The organism is uncultured Meiothermus sp. (genome assembly GCF_937863175.1).
GTDB lineage: Bacteria > Deinococcota > Deinococci > Deinococcales > Thermaceae > Meiothermus.
Window position 1 is genome coordinate 1 of record NZ_CALMCQ010000248.1, and the last position, 1779, is coordinate 1779.

Sequence of the window (1779 nt, forward strand, 5' to 3'; positions counted from 1 at the left end):
AAGGCCCAGTCCGGGCGTATAGCAGTACGGCCAGCCGTGGAAACCGCCCGGCTGCACCGCCACAATTACCTCTTCTGGAGGCAGGTCATCGCCCAGGTGATCGGTGCCGTTGTGGGTGGCCCAGAGCGAACCCCTGGGGGTCCAGGTAAAGTCCACACTGTTTTTCAGGCCCTCGGCCCAGACCACCCGTCGGCGGGGGTCGGGGTCGCGCACAAAGGGGTTGTCTTGCGGCACGCTTCCATCCGGGTTAAAGCGCAAAATGGCGGCCCGGCGCGGGTCGCGCTCGGGGCCAAAATTGGTCTCAGAGCCCACCGAAACATAAAGCATGCCATCCGGCCCAAAATGGATCGTTCGGGTGAAGTGCCCCGAAGGACCCGGAATATCCGAAACGACCGTTTCTCGCTGCCACAAATTTCCTTTTTGTCGCAACCGAATGATGGCGTTGCTGATGGCCACATAGAGCCAGTCCTGGTGCCACTCGAGGCCGTGCGCTAATTCCAGGTTGTCCGCCACCACTTCCACCCGGTCGGCCCGACCATCCCGGTTGTGGTCAGGCAGCCGAACCACCTGGCCCCCATACATCAGGGTCAGATATAACTGCCCGTCTGGCCCCAGGCTCATCATGCGAGGGGCCCCCTCAAAACCCTCGGCAAAAATCTGGATGGCAAACCCCGGAGGTAGCTGGATACGCCGGGCGGCCTCGTCACCCACAGGTTGCGGCCTGGCCACAAAAAACACGCTCCCGGATACCACCAGTACCACGGCCAGCCCCAGCCAGCGCAGAAGGATCATCTCCGTCGCTCCAGAATATGGTTTATCGCGGCAACCCGCACCCCCTACCTGGGCCCTGCGCCCCTGCCGAACAAAGGGTCAGATGGATCGGGTCAACTCCGTACGGCGCAGCTTAACCCTAAGGCTAGCAGATTTGCCCCCGCTTCGATTAGCGCCTAATGATGCCCTCCTGCCAGGTTCGGGTAGACCGTCTATGTATTTCATGTTCGGATGCTACACTGCATATAGACGGCGCGCTGCCAACCCCTCAAACTATGAAAAGCACCCCTCGTTCGATTCCGGCCATAGCGGTTCGCGAACCGTTTAACACCTATTCCCACGCCGCCGGCGCCGTACTGGGCCTGGTCGGGATGGTCGCTTTGTTGTTCTTCACCCAGGGCAACCCGGCAAAAGTTTTGGGGGCCCTGGTGTTTGGCCTGACCATGATCCTGATGTACACTTCCTCGGCGCTGTACCACGCAGTGCGGGTCTCCGAGCGGGCCTTGCTCTGGCTACGCAAACTCGACCATGCCGCCATCTTTCTCTTTATCGCCGGAACCTATACGCCGGTCTTGCTCCAGGCCATGGAACCAGGCTGGCGGCCCTGGGCTTTGGGGCTGGTCTGGGCCCTGGCTGGGCTGGGCGTAGCCCTCAAGATGGTCACCCTCAAGGCTCCGCGCTGGCTCTACACCGCCACCTATCTGGGCATGGGCTGGCTCGCGATCTTTTTGCTTCCCAAGCTGGCCCTGAACCCCTGGGCGCTGGGCTTCCTGCTGGCGGGCGGGGCGGCTTACAGCCTGGGAGCCGTGGTTTACGCCACCAGATGGCCCAATCCGATGCCCGGTCTGGTCGGTTTTCATGGCCTCTGGCACGTGTTTGTTTTGCTGGGCAGTGCGGGGATGTACTTTGCGGTGCTGTCGGTTTATCTGGCCTGATGCCCGATTCGGAACCCAACCGAAGGGAGACGCTTTTTTCGCCGACCGTCCGGGAGGGGGGTGCTCCAGGATT

Annotated in this window: 2 protein-coding genes; one reads left to right on the plus strand and one right to left on the minus strand. The window is 61.7% G+C overall.

The genetic code is table 11. The features are described from left to right. Positions 1-792, minus strand: a 792-nt coding sequence (locus Q0288_RS09450) for a PQQ-dependent sugar dehydrogenase (RefSeq protein ID WP_299429759.1), incomplete at its 3' end; no start/stop codon positions are given. Positions 793-1046: 254 nt separating this feature from the next. Here Q0288_RS09450 and Q0288_RS09455 point away from each other — a divergent pair. Beyond that, the gene (locus Q0288_RS09455; RefSeq protein WP_299429761.1) at positions 1047-1706 is read left to right on the plus strand and encodes a hemolysin III family protein; all 660 of its coding nucleotides are present in this window, start codon (positions 1047-1049) and stop codon (positions 1704-1706) included. Positions 1707-1779: the final 73 nt, after the last annotated feature.

Bases quoted from the DNA above. Each gene is read 5' to 3' on its own strand.
- Q0288_RS09455 (WP_299429761.1), top strand. From the start codon at position 1,047: ATGAAAAGCACCCCTCGTTCGATTCCGGCCATAGCGGTTCGCGAACCG.